The sequence below is a fragment of the Streptomyces lavendulae subsp. lavendulae genome (assembly GCF_002803845.1).
In the GTDB taxonomy this organism is placed as follows: domain Bacteria; phylum Actinomycetota; class Actinomycetes; order Streptomycetales; family Streptomycetaceae; genus Streptomyces; species Streptomyces lavendulae.
Map to the genome: position 1 here is coordinate 6,068,307 of NZ_CP024985.1, position 22,535 is coordinate 6,090,841.

Below are 22,535 nucleotides of genomic sequence, written 5' to 3' on the forward strand. Positions count from 1 at the left end.
GGGCGCCGCGCAGGTCGCGGCGCCCCCTCCCGCGTACCCGGGGTCAGTGCGCGTCCGCCCGGCGGGAGAGGGTCAGGGTGCGGTGGGCGGCGGCCACCACGGCCGGGTCCACGAAGCGGCCGTCGGGCAGGGCCAGGGCTCCGGGGGCGGCCCGGGCGGCGGTGACGATCTCCTCGGCGGCGGTGACCTCCTCGGGCCGGGGCAGGTAGGCCCCCTCGATCACCGGGAGCTGGCGGGGGTGGATCGCCGCCCGGCCGAGGAAGCCCAGCGCCCGGCCCCGCGCGCAGGAGGCGGCCAGTGCCTCCAGGTCCCGGATGTCCGGGAACACCGACTGGGCCGGCGGCGCCAGCCCGGCCGCGCGGGCGGCGACCACCACCCGCGAGCGCGGCCAGTCCAGCCCGGCCTCCGCGGTGACGCCCAGGTCGGCCCTGAGGTCGGCCTCGCCGAGGGTCAGCCCGTGCAGGGACGGGTGGGCGCGGGCGATGTCGTAGGCCCGCTCCACGCCCAGCGCGGACTCCAGCAGCGCGTACAGGGCCACCCCGCCGGCCCGGTCGGCGACCCGGCCGATCTGCTCGGCGGAGTCGATCTTCGGCAGCCGCAGTCCGGCGAGCCCGTGCAGCCGGACCAGGGCGGTGAGGTCGGCGCCCGCCCAGGGGGAGCCGAGCGCGTTGACGCGGACGTGGACGGGGACCGGGGGCCGCTCGGTGAGCAGCTCGGCGGTGGCCGCGCGGGCGTATTCCTTGCGGGAGGCCGACACCGAGTCCTCCAGGTCGACGATGACGGCGTCGGCCCCGCACCGCAGGGCCTTGGCCACCACCTCGGGGCGGTCCCCGGGGGCGTAGAGCCAGGTCAGGATCACAGGGCACGCTCCGTTCGGAGGGCGGCGATCTCGGCCCCGGTCAGGCCGAGTTCGGTCAGGACGGCATCGGTGTCGGCGCCGTGCGGGCGGCCCGCCCAGCGGATCCCGCCGGGGGTTCCCGAAAGCCGGAAGAGGACGTTCTGCATGCGGACCGGGCCCAGTTCGGGGTCCTCGACCTCGGTGACCGTGTCCAGTGCGGCGAACTGCGGATCGGCCATCACGTCCCGGATGTCGTACACCGGGGCCACCGCCGCCTCGGCCTCCTCGAAGGCGGCGACCACCTCGTCGGCCTTGTGGCGGCCGATCCAGCCGCCGACCGCCTCGTCGAGGACGTGCGCGTGCGCGGCCCGGCCGGAGCCGGTGGCGAACCAGGGCTCGGCGATCAGCTCCGGCCGGCCGACCAGGCGCAGCACCCGCTCGGCGACGGACTGCGCCGAGGTGGACACCGCCAGCCAGCGGCCGTCCGCGCTGCGGTAGGTGTTGCGGGGCGCGTTGTTGGTGGAACGGTTGCCGGTGCGCGGCTGGACGTAGCCGAGCTGGTCGTACCAGAGCGGGTGGGGGCCCAGCACGGTGAGGATCGGCTCGATGATCGCCAGGTCCACGACCTGCCCGCATCCGGTGCGGTCCCGGCCGGCGAGCGCCGTCATCACGGCGTACGCGGTGGTGAGCGCGGCGATCGAGTCGGCGAGGCCGAAGGGCGGCAGGGTGGGCGGGCCGTCCGGCTCGCCGGTGATCGCGGCGAATCCGCTCATGGCCTCGGCGAGGGTGCCGAAGCCGGGCCGGTGGGCGTAGGGGCCCCGCTGGCCGAACGCCGTGACGCGGGCCAGCACCAGGCGCGGATTGGCGGCTGACAGTTCCGGCCAGCCCAGGCCCCACTTCTCCAGGGTGCCGGGGCGGAAGTTCTCGACGACCACGTCGGCGGTGGCGGCCAGCCGCAACAGGGTGTCCCGGCCGCCGGGGGTGGACAGGTCGAGGGTGATCGTCCGCTTGTTCCGCCCGAGCAGCTTCCACCACAGCCCGACGCCGTCCTTGGCGGGGCCGTGGCCGCGGGAGGGGTCGGGGCGGTCGGGGTGTTCGACCTTGACCACCTCGGCTCCGAAGTCCCCGAGCAGGGTGGCGGCGAGCGGCCCGGCGAAGAGGGTGGCGAGGTCGAGCACCCGCAGCCCCTCCAGCGGTCCCGGGGAGCGGGACCCCGGCCCGGGGTCCGTCACAGCACGCCCCCGGGGTCGACTTCGGCGCGGGTCGGCATCGAGTCCTGGGCGCCGGGGCGCTGGACCGAGACCGAAGCCGCGCGGGCCGCCCAGGCCAGGGCCTGCGGCATCGGACGGCCCTCCCCGAGGGCCACCGCGAGGGCCCCCACGAAGGTGTCCCCGGCGCCGGTGGTGTCCACCGCCCGTACCCGGGGCGCCGGCACGGTCACCGGCTCCCGCCCGCGCGCCGCGTACAGTGCGCCGGCCGCGCCCAGGGTCACCACCACCTCCGGCACCTCGTGGAGCAGCGCCTCCGCCGCTGCCAGGGGATCGGTGGAGCCGGTGAGGGCCGCCGCCTCGTGCTCGTTCGGCACCAGGAGGTCGATCAGCTCCAGCAGTTCCCGCGGCAGCGGGCGCGCGGGGGCCGGGGTGAGGACCGTACGGACCCCGTGCGCGCGGGCGGCCGCGGCGCCCGCGAGCACGGCCTCCAGGGGGAGTTCGAGCTGGAGCAGCAGGCAGTCGGCGGCTCCGATGCGGGAGGCGTCGCCCGCCTCCAGGCCGGTGACGGTGCCGTTCGCGCCGGGGATGACCACGATGCTGTTGGCGCCCTCGTCGTCGACGGTGATGTGCGCGGTGCCGCTGGCCCCCTCGACGGTGCGCAGCGCGGCCGTCTCGACCCCGGCCGCGGTGAGCGCGGAGCGCAGCCGTACGCCGAAGTCGTCCGCTCCGACCGCGCCGATCATCACCACCTCCCCGCCGAGGCGGGCGGCGGCCACCGCCTGGTTGGCGCCCTTGCCGCCGGGGACCGTGCGGAACTCCCGTCCGGTGACGGTCTCCCCGAGGCGGGGTGCCTTGGGCACGTAGGCGACGAGGTCCATGTTCGTACTGCCGAGCACGGCGATGGCCGTCATGATCGGGCTGCCTCCTGGGCGGTGAGGTGGGCGAGGGTGTCGAAGCCGATGCCGTCGAAGCCGGCGACGGTGGTGGCGAGGCGGTTCTTGAGGGGCGCCGTCCAGCGCTCCGGGATGCGGTCGGGGGACCCCGCCAGGATCCCGGCGACCGAGCCGGCCGTGGCGCCGTTGGAGTCGGTGTCCCAGCCGCCGGACACGGCCCGGCACACCGAGTGGGTGAAGTCCCCGTCGGCGTGGGTCAGGGCGGCGGCGATCAGGGCGGTGTTGGGGAGGGCGTGCACCCAGTGGTAGTGCCCGTAGCAGGCGTGCAGCCGGTCCACGACCCGGTCGAAGTCCGCCTCGTCCCGGGCGGTACGGATACCGAAGCGGACGGCGTCGGCGAGGCGCGAGCGGGGCGGTACGACGGCCAGCCCGGCCCGGAGCGCGCCGTGCACGTCGGCCCGGCCCCCGGCGGCCTCGGCGATGGTGGCGGCGGCGAAGAGGGCGGCGTAGACGCCGTTGGCGGTGTGGGTGAGGGTGGCGTCCCGGTAGGCCTGTTCGGCGGCGGCGGCCGGGTCGCCGGGGTTGGTCCAGCCGTGGACGTCGGCGCGGATCAGGGCCCCGATCCACTCGCGGAAGGGGTTGTGGTGGGTGGCGGTGCCGGGGGGCTCCAGGCCGAGGAGGAGGTTGCGGTAGGCGACGCGTTCGGCGGTGAAGACGCGGCCGGCCGGGAGCTCGTCGAGCCAGAGGCGGGCGAGGTCGGCGGTGGCGAAGGCCTTTCCGTGGCGCCGGAGCAGGAGGAGGCCGAGGAGGGGGTGGTCGAGGTCGTCGTCCTCGGGGGCGCCGTCGATGTTCTCGGCGAGGCAGGTGGCGGCGGAGCGGCGGTTCCAGGGGTGGGCGGCGAGGAGCTCCGCGGGGACGCCGCGGGCGGTGAACCAGTCGGCCAGCGGCCAGTTGCCGGTGGCGCGGGCGAGGGCGCGGATCCCGTCGAGGGGCAGCTTCTCGACGGGCTTCCCGAGCGCACACCCCACGGCCCGCCCCACCCATCCGGCCTCCAGCCTGCGGCGCAACGCGGGGTCGACCGGGGGTTCCGGCTGTTGAGGGCCGTCCGTCTGCGGTCGCGCGCCGTCCGGGCCCCGGGTCGGGGGCGGGGCGGGGGGTTCTGAGGGTCGGGTGCCGGGGTGTGGGGGCCAGGTGGCGTGGATGGAGGGCCAGGTGGTGGGTTCCGTAGCGGTCGTCGGGGCCGGGAGGGCGGCGAGTTCGTCCAGGAGGCGGGAGGCCAGGGCGCGGAGTTCCGGCGGGGCCGGGGCGGGGGAGGCGCCGGCCCGGGCGGGGGCCGGCCGGCCGCCCGCCGCCGTCCAGGCGCGCAGCACCGGCCCCGCGTCCCGGCCGTCCTCCGCGGCCTGCCGCAGCTCGTGCCCGATCAGGTCCTCGGGCTGCGCCCAGGTCAGCCGTACGGGGGCCGCCCCGGCCGGGTCCCCCGTCACCGCGGGGACGCGATGGCCGTGAAGGCCGTCTCGTGGGCGCGGCGGCGCTCCCGGTCGCGGGCGAAGACCTCCCGGGCCACCGCCGCCAGCTCCGCGGCCGGTGCGTGCAGGTCGAGGCGGCTGGCCTCGGCGACCTGCTTGGCCCACCCCTCGGGCACGACCCCCGCACCGCCCAGCGCACCCGCGATCGCGCCCGCCATGGTGGCGGTGGAGTCGCAGTCGCGGCCGTAGTTGACGGCGCCGAGCACGGCGTCCTCGTAGCCGCCGTCCGCGACGAGCAGCATGCCGAGGGCGACCGGGAGCTCCTCGATGGAGTGCAGGCGCGACGGCCGCCGGGCGCCGAGGGAGGGCGCGCGGTAGTCCGGCCCGACCGAGTCGTACGGAGCCACCGCCTCCCGCAGCGGCGCCAGCGCCGACTCGAAGTCCCGGTGCCGCGCGGCGACTTCGCGTACGGCGGCGATGGCGGCGCGGGTGCCGTCCTTGGCCAGGGCCAGGGCGGTGTCCACCACCGAGGCGGCGCTCGCCCCCGGTACGCAGGCCGCCGCCACCGCCGCGGCGAAGACGCCCGCCGCCTCCCGCCCGTACGAGGACTGGTGCGCACCGGCGACGTCCACGGCCTCGGCGTACGCGGCGGCCGGGTTGCCCGCGTTGACCAGTCCGACCGGCGCCATGTACATCGCCGCACCGCAGTTGACGATGTTGCCGGTACCGGCCTCGCGGGGGTCGGCGTGCGCGTAGTGCAGCCGGGTCACGATCCACTTCTCGGCGAGGAACACCCGCTGGAGGGGCAGGGCCTCCGCCTCCAGTTCGGGGATCCAGCGGGGGACCGTCATCAGGTCGGGGACCAGGTGGTCGGCGACCGCGTACGCGTCCAGGTGGTCCCGGACGGTCGCGTACACCCGGACCAGGGCGTGGGTCATCAGGGTGTCGTCGGTGACGTGGCCGTCGCCCTTGTAGTACGGCGCGATGGGGCGGGCGGTGCGCCAGTCCTCGTACCAGGGGCCGACGATGCCGTGCACGCGGCCGCCGTGCCGTTCCACGATCCGGTCGGGGGACCAGCCCTCCACGGGGCCGCCGAGCGCGTCGCCGACGGCGGCTCCGACGAGGGCTCCGGCGACCCGGTCCTCCAGTGTGAGCGTCATGTCCGAATCATCCCTTGGGTGAGGTGAGTTCCGTACGGGTGAGCAGGGCGGCCAGTTCGACGAGGTCGGTGCCGGCGAGGCGGGGCAGGGCGCAGCCGGAGAGGGTGCGGCAGGCCTCGCGCCAGGCGGCGGGGAGGGAGTCGCCGCCGCCGAGGGCTCCGGTGAGGGCGCCCGCGAGGGCCGGGGCGGAGTCCGCGACGCGGGAGAGGCAGGCGGCGGCCGGGACCGCCTCGGACACGCGGCCGCGGGCGGCGGTGGCGAGGGCGAGGGCGACGGGGACGGTCTCGGCGGCGGCGATGCCGTAGCTGTAGACGTGGTCCACGATCTGGTGTTCCAGGAGGGGGACGAGGGCGAACGCGCCGGCCCCGCCGTCGGCGCGGGCGAGTTTCACGGCGTGCCGGGCGTTGCGGCCGATCTCGGTGGCGGCGGGCAGCTGTGCGAGGGCGGCGTCGACGGCGGTGTCGGTGCCGGCGCCCGCGAGGGCGGTGGCGAGGGCGGCGGCCATGGCGCGGGCGCCGTGGACGCCGTCGCCGTCCTGGGTGTAGCGGGCGTCGAACTCGGCGAGGTCCGCGGCGGCGCGGGGGTCGCCGGGGTGGACGACGGCGAGCACGCAGGCGCGGACGCAGGCGGCGTCGTCGAAGTAGTGCGGGTTGTCGTGGCCGGTGGCGGGCGGGCGCAGGCCGGCGGCGAGGTTGCCGAGGCCGGCCCGGACGGAGATGCGGGCGCGCATCGGCAGCACGGCGGACTCGACCTCGGGGGCCCGTTCCGCCGCCGCGGCGACCTCGCTGGCCAGGGCGTTCCAGGCGAGGTCGATGGCGGCGCGCATGCGGCGGGACCGGGAGAGGTCGCTGAGCAGGGCGCCGGCGGCGGTGAGGACGGACTCGGCGGCGAAGGCGGCCCATTCGGCGTCGTCGGAGGGGCCGAGGCGGAGCGGTTCGGGGGGCTGGTTGAGGGCGATGGGGACGGGGAGGGTGGTGGTGGCGTTCTGCTCGGCGAAGGTGTCGAGCTCGCGGGTGAGGCGGCGGGTCCACTCGGGCATCCGGCTCGCCCGGTGCCGAGCGGCGGGCCACCCGGCGGCGTCCCCCGCGGCGAGCCCGAGCAACAGCCCCTCGATCCGCCGCGACGCGCCTGCCGACGGCTTCGGGTCCGGGGTACGGGGCTCCGGGCCCGGGAGGCCACCGGGCGCGCACGGGGTACGGGCCGGGCCGGAGACCCCCCGCACCCCACCGGCCCCCGGGGCGGGGGCGTCGCGGGGCGTGGCCGGGGTACGGGCCGGGGCGGTGGTTCCCCGGACTCCGTCGGTCGCCGGGGCGGGGGCTTCGTACGGGCGGACGCGGGCGGAATCCGGGTGTCCGGCCGGCGCGGGCGGCTGCGCCGTGCTCGGGCCGGCGGCTCCCCACGCCCGGACCCGTACGAACCCCGGGGCCGGCCCCCAGACCCCGCCCGGAACGGCCACCCCACCCCTTCCACCACTCCCCACTGCCGGATCCGGAACCGTGCCCGCACCCGGGGTCGGAGCCGAAGCCGGGGTCGTGCCCGCGCCTGGGCTCGTGCCCGCGCCCGGGGTCGGGCCCGAAGTCGGGGTCGGGCCCGGAGTCGGGGTCGCGCCCGCGCCCGGGCCCGGAGCCGGATCCGGGGCCGCGCCCGGAGCCACAGCCGTGGCTGGGCTCGGCTTCGGGGTCGCAGCGCCGCCCACGCCCAGGCCAGAAGCCGGGGCCGGGGCCGGAGCCGTGCCCGTGTCCGGGGTCGGAGCCGGGGTCGGAGCCGGGGTCGGAGCCGGAGCCGGGGGCGTGGCGGAGGTCGCGCCCGTGTTCGGGCGCAGGGGTGGGGTCATCGGGGGGGCTCGGTTTCCGGGGTGAGGAGGTCCGCGATGTCCAGGACGTGGTAGCCCCGCATCGAGGGGAGGCAGCTGCCCCGGACCGGGCCGATGGCCGAGGCCCAGGCGGCGGGGATCGCGGCGGCGCCGGACAGGGCCCCGGCCAGGGAGCCCGCCACGGCCGCGGTGGTGTCGGCGTCCCGGCCCATGTTGACGGCGGTCAGGACGGAGGCGGCGAAGTCGCCCCCGCACGCGGCGAACGCCCCGAACGCCAGGCCCACCGCCTCCGGCGCGAGGTCCGTCCACGGGTAGCCCCCGATGACCACCGCCGACCGCACCGCCCGCTCCCCCCGCGGCGCGGCGGTGACGGCGCGCCGCAGGGAGCGGGCGGTCCAGGAGTCGGACGGGATGACCGACAGGGCCGCCGAGACCACGGAGGCGGGGGAGCCGCCCGCCATCGCCGCCGCGACCCCGGCGGCCACGGCCTGGCCCCCGTAGATGCCCTCGCCGTCGTGGCTCACCGAGCCGTCGATGGCGACGAGCCGGGCGGCCTCCGCCGGCCGGCCCGCCGCGAACACCCCGAACGGGGCCGCCCGCATGGCGAGGCCGTCGCTCCAGGCGTGGCGGTGCTGCGCCGAGATGGGCGCGGCCAGGCCCCGCCGGAGGTTCTCCAGGGTGCCGCGCTCCGAGAAGCCGGCCCCGCGGAAGGGGCCCTCGTCCAGGTCCGCGATCCAGTGGTGCCAGGCCCGTTCGACGTGGGCGACGGTGAGCGCCGAGCCGTGCCGGGCCAGCAGCAGGCCCGAGAAGATGGCGTACTCCGTGTCGTCCGTGCCCGCCGGGTCGTCCGAGACGAAGCCCTCGATCCGGCCCCACTTCGCCCGGATCTCCGACGGCTTCATGTTCTCCGCGGGAGCGCCCAGCGCATCGCCCACCGCGAGGCCGAGAAGAGCGCCCCTGGCCCTTTCGAGGACGACCTGCGGATGGGCCTGCGGAAGGGATGCGATCAGCTCCATGGCGCGCCTCTCCACTTGATGGGACTCATGATGAGCCCTTGGGGGATTTGTGCCACGGCATGAGGTTTGTCGCTCGCCGCGAAACACCCCGGGAACCTCGCCGTCACCCGGTCGCCGACCCGCGAAACCCCAGGTAAGTACGGCCTTCCTTGCTGGCGGGCGGCAGAAATCGTGCGTAGTTTCGAGGTGTTCAGGGGGTGCCCGGATGGTGGGCACGGCTGCGCGTTGCCTTCGCGTACCCACTCGTACGAAAAGGGGAGATTCGTCGCATGTCCATCATCGACATCGAAGCACCGCTGCACACCGCCCACCGCGACAACCACACCCACCGGGACGTCAACGGCGGATGGCTGCGGCCCGCCGTGTTCGGCGCCATGGACGGCCTCGTCTCCAACCTCGCGCTGATGACCGGCGTGGCCGGCGGCGCCGTCGCCACGCAGACCATCGTGATCACCGGTCTGGCGGGCCTCGCGGCCGGCGCCTTCTCGATGGCGGCCGGGGAGTACACCTCCGTCGCCTCGCAGCGCGAGCTGGTCCTCGCCGAGCTGGACGTGGAACGCCAGCAGCTGCGCAAGCACCCCGTCGACGAGATGGAGGAGCTCGCCGAGCTCTACGTCTCGCGCGGCGTCGAGCCCGCCCTCGCCCGCGAGGTCGCCATGCAGCTCTCCCGCGACCCGGAGCAGGCGCTGGAGATCCACGCCCGCGAGGAGCTCGGGATAGACCCGGACGACCTGCCCTCGCCGCTCGTCGCCGCCGTCTCGTCCTTCGGGTCCTTCGCACTGGGCGCGCTGCTGCCCCTGCTGCCGTACCTGCTCGGGGCGACCGCCCTGTGGCCGGCCGTGCTGCTCGCGCTCGCCGGACTCTTCGCCTGCGGCGCGGTCGTCGCCCGGGTCACCGCCCGGTCCTGGTGGTACAGCGGCGCACGTCAGCTGCTCCTGGGTGGTGCGGCCGCCGGTGTGACGTACATCCTGGGAACCTGGATCGGTGGCGTCGTAGGCTAACCGCCGCGAGAGTGAGACACTATGCAGTACGCAACATAAGTAGTCCGTTACCCGGTGGTTTCGATTCTGTGACCGCGGGGCATCAGACCAGGGCGCCCGGGCAACGATGCCCGCATCGCGCCGGGACCTCCGCCCCGTGCTGCGGCCGCAGAAGTCCTTGTGGGAGCCCCCGCAGCCCAGCGAAGGTCCTTCTTTCCCGCCTCGTGCCGAGTCCGCATGCTGGAACGCCATATCCGCTTCTCGGGATTGCCGTCATCATGTAACCTGCACGAAATTTCGCAGAGGGCCAACGTCGTCCCTCGGCTATGCACATATGCCACGACGACGACGGGAGAGCCGATGCGTTCCGCATCCACGCACTCCGCGACCGGCCCCAGCACCACCGCCTGGTCGCCCATGGACGGTCGCCCCGCCCAGCAGGGCATGTACGACCCGCGCAACGAGAAGGACGCCTGTGGCGTCGGATTCGTGGCGAACCTCACCGGCGAGGCGACCCACACCCTCGTCGAGCAGGCGCTGACCGTACTGCGGAACCTGGAGCACCGGGGCGCCACCGGATCCGAACCGGACTCGGGCGACGGCGCCGGGATCCTGTCCCAGGTGCCGGACGCGTTCCTGCGCGAGGTCGCGGGCTTCGAGCTCCCCGAGGCCGGCGCGTACGCCGTCGGCATCGCCTTCCTCCCCGCCGACGGCACCGCACAGGCCGTCGCCGTGGAGCGGATCGAGGCCATCGCCGCCGAGGAGAACCTCACGGTCCTCGGCTGGCGCGAGGTCCCGGTCACCCCCGACCTGCTCGGCAACGGCGCCCGCGCCACCATGCCCGCCTTCTCGCAGCTCTTCGTCAGCAACGGCAGCACCGGCATCGAGCTGGACCGCAAGGCCTTCGTGCTGCGCAAGCGCGCCGAGCGCGAGGCCGGGGTCTACTTCCCGTCGCTCTCCGCCCGGACCATCGTCTACAAGGGCATGCTGACCACCGGCCAGCTGGAGCCCTTCTTCCCGGACCTCTCCGACCGCCGCTTCGCGTCGACGCTCGCCCTGGTCCACTCCCGGTTCTCGACGAACACCTTCCCGTCCTGGCCGCTCGCCCACCCGTACCGCTTCGTCGCGCACAACGGCGAGATCAACACGGTCAAGGGCAACCGGAACTGGATGAAGGCCCGCGAGTCCCAGCTGGCCTCCGGCGCCTTCGGCGACGGCGCCCTGGACCGCATCTTCCCCATCTGCACCCCGGACGCCTCCGACTCGGCCTCCTTCGACGAGGTCCTGGAGCTGCTCCACCTCGGCGGCCGGTCGCTGCCGCACAGCGTGCTGATGATGATCCCGGAGGCGTGGGAGAACCACACCTCCATGGACCCGGCCCGCCGCGCGTTCTACCAGTACCACTCCACGATGATGGAGCCCTGGGACGGCCCGGCCTGCGTCACCTTCACCGACGGCACCCAGGTCGGCGCGGTCCTCGACCGCAACGGTCTGCGCCCCGGCCGCTACTGGGTCACCGACGACGGCCTCGTCGTCCTCGGCTCCGAGGTCGGCGTCCTCGACATCGACCCGGCCAAGGTCGTCCGCAAGGGCCGCCTGCAGCCCGGCAAGATGTTCCTCGTCGACACCGCCCAGAAGCGGATCATCGAGGACGACGAGATCAAGAACGAGCTGGCCGCCGCCGCCCCGTACGCCGAATGGCTGGAGACCGGCGAGATCGAGCTGACGGACCTGCCCGAGCGCGAGCACATCGTCCACACCCACGCCTCGGTCACCCGCCGCCAGCAGACCTTCGGCTACACCGAGGAAGAGCTGCGCGTCATCCTCGCGCCCATGGCCCGCACGGGCGGCGAGCCGCTCGGCTCCATGGGCACGGACTCGCCGATCGCGGCCCTGTCCGAGCGCCCCCGGCTGCTCTTCGACTACTTCGCCCAGCTCTTCGCGCAGGTCACCAACCCGCCGCTGGACGCCATCCGCGAGGAGCTCGTCACCTCGCTGCTGTCCTCGCTGGGCCCCCAGGGCAACCTGCTGGAGCCGACCGCCGCGTCCTGTCGCAGCGTCACCCTGCCCTTCCCGGTGATCGACAACGACGAGCTGGCCAAGCTCATACACGTCAACGCCGACGGCGACATGCCGGGCATGAAGGCGGCCACCCTCTCGGGCCTGTACCGGGTCTCGGGCGGCGGCCAGGCGCTCGCCGCGCGGATCGAGGAGATCCGTGCCGAGGCCGACGCGGCCATCGAGGCCGGCGCCCGCCTGATCGTCCTGTCGGACCGCCACTCGGACGCCGAGCACGCGCCGATCCCGTCGCTGCTCCTCACCTCCGCGGTGCACCACCACCTCATCGCCACCAAGCAGCGCACCCAGGTGGGTCTGCTGGTCGAGGCCGGTGACGTCCGCGAGGTCCACCACGTCGCGCTGCTCATCGGCTACGGCGCGGCCGCGGTCAACCCGTACCTGGCGATGGAGTCCGTCGAGGACCTGCTGCGCGCGGGCACCTTCCTGTCCGGCCTGGAGCCGGAGCAGGCCATCAAGAACCTGATCTACGCCCTCGGCAAGGGCGTCCTGAAGGTCATGTCCAAGATGGGCATCTCCACGGTCGCCTCCTACCGCGGCGCCCAGGTGTTCGAGGCCGTCGGCCTCGACGAGGAGTTCGTCGGCACGTACTTCAGCGGCACCGCCACCAAGATCGGCGGCGCCGGCCTGGACGTCGTCGCCAAGGAGGTCGCCGCCCGGCACGCCAAGGCGTACCCGGTCTCCGGCATCGCCGCCACGCACCGCGCGCTGGAGATCGGCGGCGAGTACCAGTGGCGCCGCGAGGGCGAGCCGCACCTGTTCGACCCGGAGACGGTCTTCCGCCTCCAGCACGCCACCCGCAACCGCCGGTACGACATCTTCCGGCAGTACACCGACCGGGTGAACGAGCAGTCCGAGCGCCTGATGACGCTGCGCGGCCTGTTCGGCTTCGCCTCGGACCGCCCCTCGGTCCCCCTCGACGAGGTCGAGCCGGTCTCCGAGATCGTCAAGCGCTTCTCCACCGGCGCCATGTCGTACGGCTCCATCTCCAAGGAGGCGCACGAGACCCTCGCCATCGCCATGAACCAGCTGGGCGCCAAGTCCAACACCGGTGAGGGCGGCGAGGACCCGGACCGCCTGTACGACCCGGCCCGGCGTTCGTCGATCAAGCAGGTCGCCTCCGGCCGCTTCGGCGTCACCTCCGAGTACCTGGTCAACGCGGACGACATCCAGATCAAGATGGCGCAGGGCGCCAAGCCCGGCGAGGGCGGCCAGCTGCCCGGCCACAAGGTCTACCCGTGGGTCGCCAAGACGCGTCACTCGACGCCGGGCGTGGGACTCATCTCCCCGCCGCCGCACCACGACATCTACTCCATCGAGGACCTGGCCCAGCTGATCCACGACCTCAAGAACGCCAACCCGGCCGCGCGCATCCACGTGAAGCTCGTGTCCGAGGTCGGCGTCGGGACCGTGGCCGCCGGTGTCTCCAAGGCCCACGCGGACGTCGTCCTCATCTCCGGCCACGACGGCGGAACGGGCGCCTCCCCGCTCACCTCGCTCAAGCACGCGGGCGGCCCCTGGGAGCTCGGCCTCGCCGAGACCCAGCAGACCCTGCTGCTCAACGGGCTGCGCGACCGCATCGTGGTCCAGACGGACGGCCAGCTCAAGACCGGCCGCGACGTGGTCATCGCCGCGCTGCTCGGCGCCGAGGAGTTCGGTTTCGCGACCGCGCCGCTCGTCGTCTCCGGCTGCGTCATGATGCGCGTCTGCCACCTGGACACCTGCCCGGTCGGCATCGCCACCCAGAACCCGGTCCTGCGCGAGCGCTTCTCCGGCAAGCCCGAGTTCGTCGTCAACTTCTTCGAGTTCATCGCGGAGGAGGTGCGCGAGATCCTCGCCGAGCTGGGCTTCCGCACGATCGAGGAGGCCGTCGGCCACGCCGAGTTCCTCGACACCAGCAAGGCCGTCACGCACTGGAAGGCGCAGGGGCTCGACCTCGAACCCCTCTTCTACGTGCCGGAGCTGCCCGAGGGCGCGGTCCGCCACGCCCTGATCGAGCAGGACCACGGTCTGGAGAAGGCCCTCGACAACGAGCTGATCAAGCTCGCGGCCGACGCGCTGAACGCCGAGACCGCGGAGGCGGCCCAGCCGGTCCGCGCCCAGGTCGCGATCCGCAACATCAACCGGACCGTCGGCACCATGCTCGGCCACGAGGTCACGAAGAAGTTCGGCGGTGCGGGCCTGCCCGACAACACCATCGACCTCACCTTCACCGGCAGCGCCGGCCAGTCCTTCGGCGCCTTCCTGCCGAAGGGCATCACCCTCCGCCTGGAGGGCGACGCCAACGACTACGTCGGCAAGGGCCTCTCCGGCGGCCGGATCGTGGTCCGCCCGGACCGCGGCGCCGACCACCTCGCCGAGTACTCCACCATCGCCGGCAACACCATCGGCTACGGGGCCACCGGCGGCGAGATGTTCCTGCGCGGCCGCACCGGCGAACGCTTCTGCGTCCGCAACTCCGGCGCCCTGGTCGTCTCGGAGGGCGTGGGCGACCACGGCTGCGAGTACATGACCGGCGGCCGGGCCGTCGTCCTGGGCGAGACCGGCCGCAACTTCGCGGCGGGCATGTCGGGCGGCGTCGCGTACGTCATCGACCTCGACCGGAACAACGTCAACGTCGGCAACACGGAGGCGGTCGAGACCGACCTCTCCGAGGCCGACAAGCAGTGGCTGCACGATGTGGTGCGCCGCCACGAGGAGGAGACCGGCTCGACCGTGGCCGCGAAGCTCCTGGCTGACTGGGACGCCGCGGTGGACCGCTTCAGCAAGATCATCCCCACCACGTACAAGGCAGTGCTCGCCGCCAAGGACGCCGCCGAGCTGGCCGGACTCTCGGAGTCCGAGACCACGGAGAAGATGATGGAGGCGGCGACCCATGGCTGACCCGAAGGGCTTCCTCACCACCCCCCGCGAGACCGCCTGTTCCCGTCCCGTCGCCGACCGGCTGAAGGACTGGAACGAGGTCTACGTCCCGGGCTCGCTGCTCCCGATCATCAGCAAGCAGGCCGGACGCTGCATGGACTGCGGCATCCCGTTCTGCCACAACGGCTGCCCGCTCGGGAACCTGATCCCCGAGTGGAACGACTACGCGTACCGCGAGGACTGGGCGGCGGCGTCGGAGCGGCTGCACGCGACGAACAACTTCCCGGAGTTCACGGGCCGCCTGTGCCCGGCTCCCTGTGAGTCCGCGTGCGTGCTCGGCATCAACCAGCCGGCCGTCACCATCAAGAACGTCGAAGTCTCGATCATCGACAAGGCCTGGGACAACGGCGACGTCACCCCGCAGGCGCCCGAGCGCCTGTCCGGCAAGACGGCCGCCGTCATCGGCTCCGGCCCCGCCGGTCTGGCCGCCGCCCAGCAGCTGACCCGGGCCGGCCACACCGTGGTGGTGTACGAGCGCGCCGACCGCATCGGCGGGCTGCTGCGCTACGGCATCCCCGAGTTCAAGATGGAGAAGGTGCACATCAACCGCCGCATCGAGCAGATGCGCGCGGAGGGCACCAAGTTCCGCACGGGCATCGAGGTCGGCCGCGACATCACCGCCACCGACCTGCGCAAGCGGTTCGACGCGGTCGTGATCGCGGCGGGCGCCACCGTCTCCCGCGACCTGCCGGTCCCGGGCCGGGAACTGAACGGCATCCACCTCGCGATGGAGTACCTCCCCCTCGCGAACAAGGTCCAGGAGGGCGACTTCCTGGCCCCGCCGATCACCGCCGAGGGCAAGCACGTGGTCGTCATCGGCGGCGGCGACACCGGCGCGGACTGCGTCGGCACCGCCCACCGCCAGGGCGCGGCCTCGGTCACCCAGCTGGAGATCATGCCGAAGCCGGGCGAGGACCGTAACGCCAACCAGCCCTGGCCGACGTTCCCCATGCTGTACAAGGTCACCTCGGCGCACGAGGAGGGCGGCGAGCGGGTCTACTCCGTCTCCACCACCCACTTCGAGGGCGACGAGGACGGCAACGTCCAGTCCCTCCACCTGGTCGAGGTCGCCTTCGAGGACGGCAAGCTCGTCCAGAAGCCGGGCACCGAGCGCGTCCTCCCCGCGCAGCTGGTCACCCTGGCGATGGGCTTCACGGGCACCGACCAGGCGAACGGCCTGGTCGAGCAGTTCGGGCTGGAGCTGGACGCGCGCGGCAACATCGACCGCGACGCCGCCTACGCGACCAACGTCGACGGCGTCTTCGTCGCCGGTGACGCGGGCCGCGGCCAGTCGCTGATCGTCTGGGCCATCGCGGAGGGCCGCTCGGCCGCCCGCGGCGTGGACCGCTTCCTGACCGGCAGCAGCGCCCTCCCGTACCCGGTCAAGCCGACGGACCGCTCCCTGACGGTCTGACCCCCCGCCACACCCCCGCCCTTCCGGGACGGGACCCCTCATACGGTCCGTACAACGACGTGCGGAATTCTGACACCGCGCCCGCCATGTCCCCGACCAGGGATGGCGGGCGCGGTGGCGTTCGGGGGCGGCTACTCGGGGGTGAACTCGTACCGGAGCTCGTAGAGGTGTCCGGCCTTCACCATGACGGTGACCTCCACGGGGCGGCCTCCGTCCCCGTACACCGTGCGGAGGGTGCGCAGGACCGGAAGATCACCCGGCAGCCGCAGCGATGTGTACTGCTTCTGCGTCGCGACCGTGGCGGAGACCCGGTCGACGCTTCGGCGGGGAGGGAATCCCAGTCCGGCGAGAAGCGTCGGGGTGCCCCCTCTGATCCTGCGCGGTTCGGCCAGCGGTGTGCCGTCGGCGATGTCCGGCGGGTAGTAGGAGCTCACCAGCTCCGCAGGTTCATCGTTGATGCTGATCAGCTGTCGGCGGCATACCGCCCGACTGCCCTCCGGGCACCCCAGCGCTTCCGCGACATCGCCGGCGACCACCACGGTTTCGACCGCGAGCAGCGTGCTGCGTGCGGCCGCCCCTCGCTCTGCGACTTCGGCGAGCCAGGGGTACGCCCCTCCGTCCTCCGTCCCTGCGAGGGATCTCGCGGGCCGGACGGTTCGCTGCCGGTTCTCCCGTACGGTGACCGCGGCTCCGGCACGGCCGACTGCCAGGCCTTCGTCCTTCAGGAGTTGAACGGCTTTCTGGATCGTGGCGTTGGACGCGTCGAAGCGGGCCTTCAGTTGCGTGGTCGAGGGGAGCTTCGCCCCCGGTGCGAGACTGCCGCTCATGATCTCGTCGCGGAGGTCGGCGGCGATGCGGGCGTGGAGCGGTCGCGGATCGAGCCCCTCGGTCTCGGCGTTGGGCACGGTCATCCGATCCTGATCTCGTAGCGCAGCTGCTGGCGGTTGGCGGGCATGACCATCACGTCTGCCTGGATCGGCCGGTCCTCCGCGTCGTAGGTGGTGCGGGAGAGCTGGAGTACCGGTTCGCCAGGTCCGAGGCGCAGGTGATCGCGTTCCTCGTCGCCCGGCATCCTGGCCGTCACGTTCTCGACGACCCGTACGCCGGTGTGCCCGAGGGCAGCGAGCAGGGTCACGGCGCCGCCGCGGATCTTTCCCGTGGCGGACAGGGGGGTGCCCGACGCGATGGCCGCGGGGTAGTAGGTGTCCGTCAGTTCGGTCGGTTCGCCGTCGAGTTCGATGATTCGGCGGCGTACGACGACGGTGTCCCCGTATCCGATGCCGAGGAGAGCCGCGACGGCAGGTGGCGCCGGGACCTCCCCGGCGTGGACGATGCGCTGGCTTCCCCGCCGGCCTGCGGCCCGGGCCTCTTCGGTCCATGCATCGGTGGCGCCGGACGCGCGTGGGGTCAGGTACGGCATTGACACGCTGGTCCACTCACTGCCGCTCACGCTGCCTCCCGGACGTTCTGCGTGCTCCGTTGACCCCCACGGTATGAGACGCCAAGGAGTGAACCCATCCTGCCAAACCTTACTGCTATTCGCGAATAGCGATAACGTTCGGTGGGTCCAGGAAGCACAGAGTGAAGGCAGTGGGGCCGTGCCCTTGTCCCGGCAGCAGCCCTCGCGGACGAGTTCGAGATTCGCGGCGACCGGGTGGGCAAGTCCGCTTGTGTGGGATTCAAGTTGACGGGGGACTGAGTCGAGCCGCACCGGACCCAAGGGCCCCCTGGGGCGCCCGCCCGTTCCCGTGGGGAGGGGCGGGCGCCGGCCAGGGGGGTGGTCACTCGGGCTGGACCACCACGGCGCCCCAGCGTATGGACGGGGAGGAGGCCGTTACCGTGGCGCCGAAGCCGCCCGAGAGGCCGGGGCCGAGGGGGACGGTGATGGTGGCCGGGGTGCCCGTCGGGCAGGCCAGGGTGAAGGGGGACGGGTCGCGGTCCGGGTGGTTGTCGAGGCGGAACGACACCTCGACGGTGCCGCCGCCCTCGCAGGCGAAGGTGGTGAAGGTGTCCAGGCCGGAGTTGAGGCCGCCCGAGACGAAGCCGCTGGATCCGGTGATCTCGGGGATCCAGATCAGGCCGTCGGGGCCCGGGTGGGGGAGGAGTGCCTCCGTCGCGGACGCCTGGCCCGTGCCTGCCGTCAGGGCCACCGCCGCGGCGGCCGCGGCGAGCGCTACGGCCTTGCGGGTGGGTGTGTCCTTCATGGTTCCCCCCGGAGATGGTGATCGTGAGTCGCTGTGTTCACGGTAGGGGGCGGCACTGACAAACGGCCTTGGGTGGGGCTGGTGATACTGGCGGGATGGATCTTGTGGTGAGGGGTGTGCGGGGCGGGGACGTGGAGTGGGTCGCCGAGTTGAAGGCGGCCGTGATGCGGGGGGATCTGGAGCGGCTCGGGCGGTACGAGCACCACCGGGCGCGGCAGTTGGTGCGGGACTCCTTCGGTGGTGAGCACTCCCGGGTCATAGAGGCCGACGGGGAGGCGGTGGGGAGCTTCACGGCGCGGCCGGGGGAGGGCGGGCTGGTGCTGGAGCACTTCTACCTGGCCGCCGCGCACCAGGGGCGGGGGATCGGGACCCGGGTGCTGGAGGAGGTGCTGGCGCGGGCCGACGCCGAGCGGGTGGCGGTGCGGCTGACCGTGCTGCGGGGGAGCGCCGCACGGCGGCTGTACGAGCGCTACGGGTTCACCGTGGAGGCCGAGGACGAGGTCGACGTGCGTATGGTGCGGGCCGCCGTGCGGTAGCGGGCGTCACGGAGCCGGGGTCGCGCGGGCCGTGAGGGCGGCCAGGGCGGAGCGGGTGGTGACGCCGGTCTTGCGGTAGATGTGGGAGAGGTGGGTGTCCACCGTACGGGGGCTCAGGTGCAGGCGGGCCGCGATGGCCGCCGTCGTGAGGCCCTCGGCGACCAGGGCGGAGATCTCCCGCTCCCGGGGAGTGAGGCCGGGCAGCGGGGGTGGGGGCGGGGACGGGGCGGGTGCCGTCGGGCGGATCAGGTCCGCGAAGCCCGTCAGGAGGTGGGCGCCGCCCGACTCCGCCAGCCCGCGGCCCCGGTGCCACATCGCCTCCGCCGGCCCGTCCGCCGCCAGGGAGGCACCGAGCAGCAGGGACTGGGCCTCCCACAGGGTGGCCCCCGAGCGGGCCGCCTCCCCTGCCGCGCGCGCGTACGCCTCGGCCGCCTCGGCGGTCCGGCCCCGGGCCGCCAGGAGCTGCGCGGTGCTGCGCAGGGCCGAGGCCCGCTGCGTGGGCAGGCCGAGCCGCTGCGCGTCCGCGGTGGCCAGGGCGGCCCAGCCGTCGGCGGAGCCGAGGTCACCGCCCGCGACGGTGGCCGTGACCAGGGCCTCCAGGAACAGCGGGCGCATCGACGGCTGGAGTCCCGACAGGTCGGGGCGGGCCGCCCGGAGCATCGCCGTACGGGCCCGCTCGGGCTTCCCGGCGAACAGGGCCGCGAAGCCGAGTACGCACCAGGCCAGCGAGGCCCACCAGCTGGTGCGCGGGCCCGCTACGGCCGCCGCCTCCTCGGCGACGGCGAGCGACTCCGGGTTCCCCGGCGGCAGCGAGGCGAGCAGCACCTGGGCCTTGTTGGCGAGCGCGAGGGCCAGCAGGTCCGGGCTGCCGATCCCGCGCGCGATGGTCTCGGCCTCCTCGACGAGCTCCAGCGCCGGGTGCAGCCGGCAGGTGCTCATCAGCACGTTGGCCTTGCACTGGAGCAGGTGGGACAGGATGTGCGGGGGGCCCACCCGGCGGGCGAGCGCCAGTCCCCGGTCGGCGTGCCGCTCGGCCTCCCCGTAGCGCTCCAGGTAGAACGAGGCGGCGCTGAGCCGTGCCCGGGACTCGCCCCGCAGCGCCAGGTCGCGGTCGGAGAGGGTCTCCAGCAGGGCGTCGGCCCGGTCGGCGTACCGGGCGGCGGCGTCGAGCCCGCCCTCGTAGGCCTCGCCGAGCGCCATCAGGGCCAGCGCGTCCGCTTCGGCGGCCCCGTCGCCCAGCCGCCGGGCCAGCTCCCGGGTGCGCAGGACGTCGGCGCGGACCGTGGGGTACGGGGTGGAGTGCGGGGCGGAGGAACCGAGTTCGATGCCGAGGGCCAGCAGGTCGGAAGGCGGCGGGGCGGGGCTGCGCGACAGTTCCCGGCGCAGCAGCGCCTCGGCCCGCGCGTACCGGCCGAGGTGGCGCTCCAGCGAGGCGCACAGGGTGACCGCGGCCGGGCGCAGCCCGCTGTCGTCGTGCGGCGGCACCGTGTCGATGACTTCGGCCAGCAGGTCCCGCCCGGCCTGCAGTTCACCGCAGACGCTCAGGGCGCGGGCCCGGTCCAGCATCAGCGCGAGCCGCTGCCCGGCGTACCGGGGCCCCTCCGGCAGCACCCGCAGGACGGCCGCGAGCCAGTGCGCGGAGCTGGCGGGGGCCGTGGCCGAGGCGAGTGCGGCCGCCTCCAGCAGTACGGCGGCACCCGCCGGGTCCCAGCCGGTGAGCGCCTGCTCCACGTGGTGGGCCCGGACGGGCGCCGGGGCCCCGGAGCGGGCGAGCGCCTCGGCGGCGGTGCGGTGCATGAGGATGCGGCTGCGGTGGTCGGCGTTCTCGTGGACGACCGTGCGCAGCACCGGGTGGCGCAGGGTCCAGCTCCCGGCGGGGCCGGGCCGGGTCAGGTCGCGCAGGGCCAGCGCGCGCAGGGTGGCGTCGAGTTCCCCGGCGGGCCCGGGGGCGAGTTCCGCCAGCAGCTCGGGGGTGGCGTGGTCGCCGAGCACGGCCACGGCCTCGACGGTGCGGCGCTGCGCCGGGGTCAGCGGGGTCAGTTCGTCCAGCAGCAGCGAGCCGAGGCCGCCGAGCGGGGAGCGGGCTCCGGTGCCGTCCTGCTGGAGCAGGGTCAGGAAGTACAGCGGGTTGCCCCCGCTGGCCGCGTAGAGCCGGGCGGCCCGCGCCGGCCGCAGCCCGGGGGCGAGCCGTTCCACGCAGTCCCGCTCGGGCAGCGGGCCCAGGCCGAGGCGGAGCACCGCGCCGGTGTCCACCCCGCGGGTCAGGGCGGCGGCGAGCGAGGCCGAGGTCTGACGGTCGCGCCGGGCGACGGCGATGAGGACGGGGGCGTGCGGGGGGTGCCGGACCAGGTGGTCGAGGAGTTCCAGGGAGGCGGGATCCGCCCAGTGGAGGTCGTCCAGGGCGATGAGCAGCCCGGATCCGGTACGGCTGAGGGCGGCGAGCAGGCGGGCGGTGGCCCGGTGCACGGCGAACCGGTCGGTGTACGGGGCGGCGGCCTCACCGCCGGCCCGCCCGGCGCCGCCCTCCCGGGGCCCGGCCCCACCCCCGCCGAACCCGTCACGACGGCCCCCCTGGCCCTGCCCGTGCCCGGAGCCGTGCCCGGTGTCCCCGTCCCCGGCGGCCCCGCCCCCGAGGGCCCCCTCCCCGATGCCCCGGAGTACCGGGGAGGCCGCCGTGGCGAGGGTGGAGGCGGGGCCTGTGCCGGGGCGGAGGAGGTCCGGGTCGAGGTCGGCGAAGGCGTCCGTGAACAGGCCGTAGGGCGTGTGGCGTTCGTACTCGGTGGCCCGGCCGCGCAGGACGCCCATGCCGCGCGACCGGGCCCGTAAGCACAGCTCCGTCAGCAGCCGGCTCTTGCCGATGCCCGCCGCGCCGGTCAGGTCCACCACGCGGGGGCCGTCCGTGCCCCGCCCGGCGAGGACCTCGTCGAGGAGCCGCAGTTCGGCCTCCCGGCCCACCGGCCCGGTCCTGGTCACGATGAGCCCCCCTGTGGCCGCGAGGAGAAGAAGCGTAGCGAGTCGGCGCGCGGCGCGGATACGCACGTGCGTAGGTGGTCCTACGGATGTGCGCGCGGCCCCGCCCTGTCACGCTCGGGAGCGACCCGTTCTCACGCGTCCGGGGGGATGCCCCATGCACCGATCACGAGGGTTCGCCGTGCCTGCCCTGGCCGCCTGCCTGCTCACCGCCGCCGTCGGCTGCTCCGGCCGGTCGGCGGACGCGGCGCCCGGCCCGTCGGGGACCACGCGGACGGGGACGGCGAGCCCGTCCGCGACCCCGTCCCCGAGTCCCACGCCGACCCCGAGCCCCACGCCGACCCCGACCCCGACTCCCACGCCCACCTGCAAGGCGACCGCCGACATGGACGACGCCGCCCGGGCCACCTACCTCAGGGAACTGGAGGGCGATACCTACGGAATGAAGCACGGCCTGGTCGCCGACTCCTACGGCGTGCACTTCAGCCCGGACTACCTGCACCGGCCGTGCGAGGCGCAGAAGGTGTCCCTGGCCCGGTTCTGGGTGGTGATGACGAACGAGGTGAGCAAGGACCCGGTGACCGGCCGGTACTTCGGCCTCTCGTACCACTACGAGCCGATCGAGGAACGGGAGTTCACGGTCGGCCCGGACAACGGCGTCGTCGAGGGGAGCCGGCCCCCGGGCGTGGGCGCGTGCAAGGGGACGATCACCGTCCTGCACCTCGGGGAGCCGGTGGAGGAGAAGGCCCTGCCGGGGCAGCTGAACTTCGAGGACTCGGTCTACGGGTCCACGGGGACGGAGGTGAAGGTCTCGGGGGACCGGGTCGTGTACGCCGTGTTCATCCCGCCGACCTCGACCACCCACTGCCCGGCGGCCTGAGCCCGTCGGCGTGAACCCGCCGGCGTGAACCCGCCGGGGGGTGCCGCGCCCGGGGAGGCGGGAGCGGGGGACCACTCGTTGGGGTGGCCCCCGGCGCGAGGGGGAGCCCCCGGGAAGGGGGCCGCACCGGCTGCGTGGGGGTCAGTCGGTGCGGCC

At 74.4% G+C, this 22,535-nt stretch carries 16 protein-coding genes; 5 read left to right on the forward strand and 11 right to left on the reverse strand.

What is annotated here, in order from left to right:
- Positions 1-43 precede the first annotated feature (43 nt).
- The 7 genes from SLAV_RS27040 to SLAV_RS27070 all read right to left on the reverse strand — a co-directional run bounded on the left by SLAV_RS27040 (position 44) and on the right by SLAV_RS27070 (position 8,397).
- Entirely contained in the window at positions 44-859 is an 816-nt protein-coding gene (locus tag SLAV_RS27040) for an HpcH/HpaI aldolase/citrate lyase family protein (protein WP_030228157.1), read from the reverse strand.
- Complete coding sequence (locus SLAV_RS27045) at positions 856-2,070, reverse strand: CaiB/BaiF CoA transferase family protein (RefSeq protein ID WP_078950221.1); 1,215 nt, start codon at positions 2,068-2,070, stop codon at positions 856-858. Before SLAV_RS27045 ends, SLAV_RS27040 begins: the two co-directional genes overlap by 4 nt.
- Entirely contained in the window at positions 2,067-2,960 is an 894-nt protein-coding gene (gene rbsK, locus SLAV_RS27050) for a ribokinase (RefSeq protein WP_030228161.1), read from the reverse strand. Before rbsK ends, SLAV_RS27045 begins: the two co-directional genes overlap by 4 nt.
- A complete protein-coding gene (locus SLAV_RS27055) occupies positions 2,957-4,426 on the reverse strand; it encodes an ADP-ribosylglycohydrolase family protein (RefSeq protein ID WP_030228164.1) in 1,470 nt (489 codons plus the stop codon). Before SLAV_RS27055 ends, rbsK begins: the two co-directional genes overlap by 4 nt.
- Complete coding sequence (locus SLAV_RS27060; protein ID WP_030228171.1) at positions 4,423-5,568, reverse strand: ADP-ribosylglycohydrolase family protein; 1,146 nt, start codon at positions 5,566-5,568, stop codon at positions 4,423-4,425. Before SLAV_RS27060 ends, SLAV_RS27055 begins: the two co-directional genes overlap by 4 nt.
- Before the next feature lie 7 nt (positions 5,569-5,575).
- The gene (locus SLAV_RS27065) at positions 5,576-6,682 is read right to left on the reverse strand and encodes an ADP-ribosylglycohydrolase family protein (RefSeq protein WP_037686811.1); all 1,107 of its coding nucleotides are present in this window, start codon (positions 6,680-6,682) and stop codon (positions 5,576-5,578) included.
- Between the two features lie 716 nt (positions 6,683-7,398).
- Complete coding sequence (locus tag SLAV_RS27070) at positions 7,399-8,397, reverse strand: ADP-ribosylglycohydrolase family protein (protein ID WP_037686774.1); 999 nt, start codon at positions 8,395-8,397, stop codon at positions 7,399-7,401.
- 269 nt (positions 8,398-8,666) lie between these two features.
- Between SLAV_RS27070 and SLAV_RS27075 the strand changes: the two genes are divergently transcribed.
- From SLAV_RS27075 to SLAV_RS27085, 3 genes are all read left to right on the forward strand, one after another.
- A complete protein-coding gene (locus SLAV_RS27075; protein WP_030228179.1) occupies positions 8,667-9,398 on the forward strand; it encodes a VIT1/CCC1 transporter family protein in 732 nt (243 codons plus the stop codon).
- 396 nt (positions 9,399-9,794) lie between these two features.
- The gene (gltB, locus tag SLAV_RS27080) at positions 9,795-14,336 is read left to right on the forward strand and encodes a glutamate synthase large subunit (RefSeq protein WP_030228181.1); all 4,542 of its coding nucleotides are present in this window, start codon (positions 9,795-9,797) and stop codon (positions 14,334-14,336) included.
- Positions 14,329-15,789, forward strand: a complete 1,461-nt coding sequence (locus SLAV_RS27085; protein WP_030228184.1) for a glutamate synthase subunit beta — start codon at positions 14,329-14,331, stop codon at positions 15,787-15,789. Before gltB ends, SLAV_RS27085 begins: the two co-directional genes overlap by 8 nt.
- 131 nt (positions 15,790-15,920) lie before the next feature.
- On the opposite strand, the gene SLAV_RS27090 is transcribed toward SLAV_RS27085, so the two are convergent.
- From SLAV_RS27090 to SLAV_RS27100, 3 genes are all read right to left on the reverse strand, one after another.
- Entirely contained in the window at positions 15,921-16,700 is a 780-nt protein-coding gene (locus SLAV_RS27090; RefSeq protein ID WP_030228187.1) for a GntR family transcriptional regulator, read from the reverse strand.
- Complete coding sequence (locus tag SLAV_RS27095; protein ID WP_030228189.1) at positions 16,697-17,239, reverse strand: GntR family transcriptional regulator; 543 nt, start codon at positions 17,237-17,239, stop codon at positions 16,697-16,699. Before SLAV_RS27095 ends, SLAV_RS27090 begins: the two co-directional genes overlap by 4 nt.
- A 331-nt stretch (positions 17,240-17,570) precedes the next feature.
- Positions 17,571-17,993 (reverse strand): hypothetical protein, encoded by a 423-nt coding sequence (locus SLAV_RS27100; protein ID WP_051840597.1) that lies wholly within the window; start codon positions 17,991-17,993, stop codon positions 17,571-17,573.
- A 95-nt stretch (positions 17,994-18,088) separates the two neighbouring features.
- Here SLAV_RS27100 and SLAV_RS27105 point away from each other — a divergent pair, with 95 nt between their 5' ends.
- Positions 18,089-18,529, forward strand: a complete 441-nt coding sequence (locus tag SLAV_RS27105) for a GNAT family N-acetyltransferase (RefSeq protein ID WP_030228193.1) — start codon at positions 18,089-18,091, stop codon at positions 18,527-18,529.
- 6 nt (positions 18,530-18,535) lie between these two features.
- On the opposite strand, the gene SLAV_RS43225 is transcribed toward SLAV_RS27105, so the two are convergent.
- Positions 18,536-21,466 carry an AAA family ATPase gene (locus SLAV_RS43225; protein ID WP_394298613.1) on the reverse strand — a complete coding sequence of 977 codons (2,931 nt, stop codon included), beginning with the start codon at positions 21,464-21,466 and terminating at the stop codon, positions 18,536-18,538.
- A 190-nt stretch (positions 21,467-21,656) separates the two neighbouring features.
- Between SLAV_RS43225 and SLAV_RS41840 the strand changes: the two genes are divergently transcribed.
- Positions 21,657-22,379: a hypothetical protein gene (locus SLAV_RS41840; protein ID WP_158740599.1), complete on the forward strand. Its 723-nt coding sequence runs from the start codon at positions 21,657-21,659 to the stop codon at positions 22,377-22,379.
- The last annotated feature ends 156 nt before the right edge of the window (positions 22,380-22,535 follow it).

Coding starts and splice junctions, on each gene's coding strand:
- SLAV_RS27100 (WP_051840597.1), bottom strand. CDS start 17,993: ATGAAGGACACACCCACCCGCAAGGCCGTAGCGCTCGCCGCGGCCGCC.
- SLAV_RS41840 (WP_158740599.1), top strand. CDS start 21,657: ATGCACCGATCACGAGGGTTCGCCGTGCCTGCCCTGGCCGCCTGCCTG.
- SLAV_RS27070 (WP_037686774.1), bottom strand. CDS start 8,397: ATGGAGCTGATCGCATCCCTTCCGCAGGCCCATCCGCAGGTCGTCCTC.
- gltB (WP_030228181.1), top strand. CDS start 9,795: ATGGACGGTCGCCCCGCCCAGCAGGGCATGTACGACCCGCGCAACGAG.
- SLAV_RS27060 (WP_030228171.1), bottom strand. CDS start 5,568: ATGACGCTCACACTGGAGGACCGGGTCGCCGGAGCCCTCGTCGGAGCC.
- SLAV_RS27075 (WP_030228179.1), top strand. CDS start 8,667: ATGTCCATCATCGACATCGAAGCACCGCTGCACACCGCCCACCGCGAC.
- SLAV_RS27090 (WP_030228187.1), bottom strand. CDS start 16,700: ATGACCGTGCCCAACGCCGAGACCGAGGGGCTCGATCCGCGACCGCTC.
- SLAV_RS27105 (WP_030228193.1), top strand. CDS start 18,089: ATGGATCTTGTGGTGAGGGGTGTGCGGGGCGGGGACGTGGAGTGGGTC.
- rbsK (WP_030228161.1), bottom strand. CDS start 2,960: ATGACGGCCATCGCCGTGCTCGGCAGTACGAACATGGACCTCGTCGCC.
- SLAV_RS27085 (WP_030228184.1), top strand. CDS start 14,329: ATGGCTGACCCGAAGGGCTTCCTCACCACCCCCCGCGAGACCGCCTGT.